Annotated in this window: 4 protein-coding genes; 1 reads left to right on the forward strand and 3 read right to left on the reverse strand. The window is 68.9% G+C overall.

Annotation, left to right across the window (positions count from 1 at the left end; all coding sequences use genetic code 11):
* On the reverse strand, positions 1–1064 hold a 1064-nt coding region (locus ABNT58_RS23855; RefSeq protein WP_348755890.1), incomplete at its 3' end, for a cyanophycinase.
* 32 nt (positions 1065–1096) lie between these two features.
* Positions 1097–1687 (reverse strand): PEP-CTERM sorting domain-containing protein, encoded by a 591-nt coding sequence (locus tag ABNT58_RS23860; protein ID WP_348755891.1) that lies wholly within the window; start codon positions 1685–1687, stop codon positions 1097–1099.
* Between the two features lie 207 nt (positions 1688–1894).
* On the opposite strand from ABNT58_RS23860, the gene ABNT58_RS23865 reads away from it, so the two are divergent.
* Positions 1895–2674 carry a histidine phosphatase family protein gene (locus ABNT58_RS23865; RefSeq protein WP_348755892.1) on the forward strand — a complete coding sequence of 260 codons (780 nt, stop codon included), beginning with the start codon at positions 1895–1897 and terminating at the stop codon, positions 2672–2674.
* A gap of 18 nt (positions 2675–2692) precedes the next feature.
* Here the strand turns inward: ABNT58_RS23865 and ABNT58_RS23870 are convergent.
* Positions 2693–3622, reverse strand: a 930-nt coding sequence (locus ABNT58_RS23870) for a trypsin-like peptidase domain-containing protein (RefSeq protein WP_348755893.1), incomplete at its 5' end; no start/stop codon positions are given.

Below are 3622 nucleotides of genomic sequence, written 5' to 3' on the forward strand. Positions count from 1 at the left end.
GGCCGCACGAAGTAGACGGCGCTTTCCGTCGTCGTCGATGCATTGGTCACGCGCGTGGCGGTCACCGGCTGGCCCGTGCCATGGCCTTGCACCAGCAGCGCCGTTTCCACGCTGATGCCGATGCCGCGCGCCGTCCTGACGCCGCTGGAAGAAGCCGGCAGCACGCCGCCGCTGCAGCCCAGCGTGCCGCCCGGGGTGGTGGTGGGCGCCACGATGCGCGAGAGGAACGTGACGAAGCGGCCCATGCGGTCGCGGCTGTCGAAATGGCTGTCGAAGATCAGGCTCTCCAGCGCGGGCGGCGCGATGAAGCCACCGGTCAGGCTCAGCGGCGAAGGGTCGAAGGTGATGTCCTTGTAGTAGGGATCGAGCATCGACAGCTCGGACGTGGCCGAGCGGTACAGCGCCGAGTAGTCGAACTGCCCCAGCACCGCCAGCCCGGCGCTGGTGCCGCCGATGGGCACGTTGCGTTGCATCAGGGCCTTGAGCGTCTGCTCCAGCGCCGTGCCCTTCCAGAAGCGGATGTAGTGGCTCTGGTCTCCGCCCGCGATCCACACCACGTTGGCCCGGGCCACGATGGCATTGACAGCCGCGCTGTTGGCCGCCTTCACGCTGGGTATCACCAGCGTTTCCACCGAGCTCAGCCCCAGCGAGGCACCGCCCACCCACTGGTCGGCGATGGTGCTGGAGGTGGTCAGCGCTTCGTCGCTGTAGAAGATGTAGGGGTTGTAGGCGTCGGTGCCCGTGGCGCGGATGACCACGAAGCGCCCGCCGGTGGCCGGCGTGATGCCGGCGCGCTGGATCAGCCAGCGGAAGGCCGGATCGACGTCGGGGCCGCCGCCCATCAACACGAAGGACGGCGTGGGCAGCGCCGTGGGCGCCTTGACCGCGGCGTTGACGTCGCCCACCGCGAAGTACGAATACAGCGGCACCGGCTTGGCCACCTCGAAGATCGGCTCGGCCAGCACGGCCGTCGCGGCCAGCGAGGTCGCCAGGCCGATGGCGGCCGCGCCGGCCGCACGGCGGGCCAGACGGAGCAGGGCGTGAACGAAGGAGCTTGAAGACATGGAAGGCCTCGGAGAACGTGGGGTGCGATGGGTCAGACGGCAGGCGCTGCATGGGTGCGACGCCGGGCCAGCGCCAGCACCGCCAGAAGGCCACCCGCCATCAGGGCCCAGGTCTCGAGCTCCGGCACAGGCGACACGCCGAAGGTGAGCGTGCCGGCGTTCCAGGTGCCCTCGGCTTCGTCGAACGGCAGGTCCTTGTAGGCGTCATGGAACTCCAGGCGCAGCATCCCGTCCTGGCCCAGCTGGAAGTGCTGGCCCAGCAGCCGCAGGTCCTGGAAGCCGGCATACGTGGCCGTGCCGGTGAAGTCGTCGCCACCGCCCGGCGTGAAGGTGACGCCGTGGCCCAGCGAGTCGCTGAAGGTCACCTGCATCTCCGACAGGTAGCTGGGGTCGTGGCTGGTCAGCGTGACGTTCCACGTGAGGGTGGTGATGAACAGCCCGGCGCCCACGAACAGCTCCTGGACGGTGTTGGTGGGGGCGTCGCGCTCGTCCATGTCCAGGATGCCGGCCACGTCGACGGACACGCTGGTGGGGGCGGCTTGCGCGGTGCCGAGTTGCGCGGCGGCGCAAAGCGCGGTGATGGCGCAGACGCGCGCCATCGTGGGGGTGATGTTCAGGTTCATGCGAGAAGCTGATGGGCTGCCAAGGTGGACCCGGCAATCTATCGAGCAGCCATCGCTTGCACGCTCCCTAGAACCACATGTCCGCTGACGTTTGCGCAGTTCGTCCATGGGGCCTGATCGACCACTTCGGCGCCGAACGGGTCACAGCACTTTCATTTTTGTCAATGAGACTCGCTTGTGTCTCACCAACAGCTGGGCTGCCGCCTCATGAAAAAGTCCTCCCAACTTGCCGCCATGCTCCTCATCGGAGCCTTGCAAGCCATGCCTGCCAGCGCGGCCAGCTTTCTTTTCGTACGCCACGCGCAGAGCACGGCGAATGCAGCCACGGCCACCTCGGTCGAGGAATATCTGAACCCGCCGCTCACCGCGCTGGGCCAACAGCAGGCCGATAGCCTGGTCAGCGCCCTGTCCGGCTACGACATCACCACGATCTACACCAGCGCCTACCAGCGCACCCAGTTGACGGCCGCGCCGCTGGCCGCCGCGCGCGGACTGACGCCGATCGCGGACGCCCGCACCAACGAGTGGTACTACGGAGACGCGACCGATCTCGGACAGCTGGGCGCAGCCGGCGTGGGCAGCACGTTGGCGGCCTGGGCCGCAGGCCAGCCGGATGCCAAGCCGAACCTGCCGAATGCCGAATCACTGATCGACCTGGCGGCTCGCGTGATCCCGGCCTGGACCGAGATCATCCAACGCCACCAGAACGACCCCGGTGTGGTGGTGCTGGTGGGGCATGGCGCCGAGACTGGCTATGTGATGCCCTTCTTCGCCAAGAACGTGGGCTACGACTTTGCCTTTGCGAATGGCCTGCAGAACACCGGCATCGTGCAGCTCGACCTCATCAATGGCCAGCCCTACGTGACCCGTTGGCAGGGCACGGCGCTGCCGGTGCCTGAACCCAGCCAGTGGGCCCTGATGCTGGGCGGCCTGGCTGCGGTCGGTGCGTGGGTGCGTCGGCGTCGGGCCGCCGGCATCGCTGCCTGAAGCCGTCAAACGCGGCCTTCAGTCGTCCGATTCGGCCAGCACCGCCGCCTGCTTGCGCACGGCTCCGGCGCGCCACAGCGTCAGCGTCACGCGGTCGCCGGGCTGGTAGCGCTCCAGCGCGGTGAGCATGTCGTCCAGGTCGGCCACCGCCGCATCGTCGATGGCCTGAATCACGTCGCCCGCCACGATGCCGCCCTGCGCGCCGCGGGTGAAGGGCCGCAGCCCGGCCTTCTGCGCCGGCCCGCCCGGCGCCACCGCCACCAGCGGCACGCCCTTGGGCAGGCCCAGGGCCTTGGCCATGTTCTCGGGCCCGGCCGTCACGCCCAGCGCCGGCCGCACCATGCGGCCGTCGCGGATCAGCCGCGGCACGATGCGGTTGACCTCGTCCACCGGAATGGCAAAGCCGATGCCGGCACTGGCGCCCGAAGGGCTGTAGATCGCGGTGTTGACGCCGATCACCCGGCCCGCCGAGTCCAGCAGCGGCCCGCCCGAGTTGCCGGGGTTGATGGCCGCGTCGGTCTGGATCGCGCCGCGGATGGTGCGGCGGGTGACCGACTCGATCTCGCGGTTGAGCGCACTGACGATGCCGGTGGTCAGCGTCTGGTCGAGTCCGAAGGGGTTGCCGATGGCATACACCTTCTGCCCCACCTGCAGGTCCTTGCTGCTGCCCAGCGCGATGGGCGGCAGCTTCTGGCGCGGCGCCTCGATCTTCAGCACCGCCAGGTCGCGGTCAGGGAACACGCCCACCAGCGAAGCCTTGTGCGAGGACTGGTCGGACAGCGTGACCCGCGCGCCCGACGCCTCCTGGATGACGTGGAAGTTGGTGACGATGTGGCCGGCTTCGTCCCACACGAAGCCGGTGCCGGTGCCACGCGGCACCTGGGTGACGCGGGTGCTGAAGAAATCGCGCTCCACGCCCAGTGCGGTGATGTTGACCACCGAGGGCGA

Origin of the sequence: uncultured Aquincola sp. (genome assembly GCF_964001545.1) — a bacterium.
Taxonomy (GTDB): Bacteria; Pseudomonadota; Gammaproteobacteria; order Burkholderiales; family Burkholderiaceae_C; genus Aquincola.